Below are 503 nucleotides of genomic sequence, written 5' to 3'. Positions count from 1 at the left end.
TGTGGTAATACTAAAACAATTACTAGAACTTGGACTGCTACCGATGATTGTGGTAACACAACGTCTGCTGTTCAAACGATAACGGTTGTGGATACAACGCCACCAACTATTGATAACTCAGGTGTTTCTAACATAGATATACAATGTGGTGTTACACCTGATGGAACATTAGAAGCTTGGATTGCTAATAATGCTGGTGCGACTGCATCAGATACTTGTGGCAATGTTACCTGGTCTAACGATTACGGTGCAAATACAGATGTAGATTGTGCCAATGGTGCAATTACCGTAACATTTACAGCTACGGATGATTGTGGAAACGCTTCAAGTGTTACAGCTACTTATTCAATTATAGATACTGTTGCTCCTGTAATTACCATTCCTGCAGACGTAACAATCGAATGTACTGAGGACGAGTCTCCGGCTAATACTGGAACTGCAACTGCTACAGATGATTGTACAACTCCTGTTGTTACTTTCTCAGACAGTGAAGTTACAGCTTG

General features: G+C 40.8%; 1 pseudogene. It reads left to right on the top strand.

What is annotated here, in order from left to right:
• Positions 1–503, top strand: a pseudogene (locus LBV24_RS15070) (gliding motility-associated C-terminal domain-containing protein); the annotation flags it as partial.

Origin of the sequence: Winogradskyella vincentii (genome assembly GCF_020166345.1) — a bacterium.
GTDB lineage: Bacteria > Bacteroidota > Bacteroidia > Flavobacteriales > Flavobacteriaceae > Winogradskyella > Winogradskyella vincentii.
Note: the sequence above shows the minus strand (reverse complement) of the source record. Positions and strands in the feature narration are given on the sequence as shown.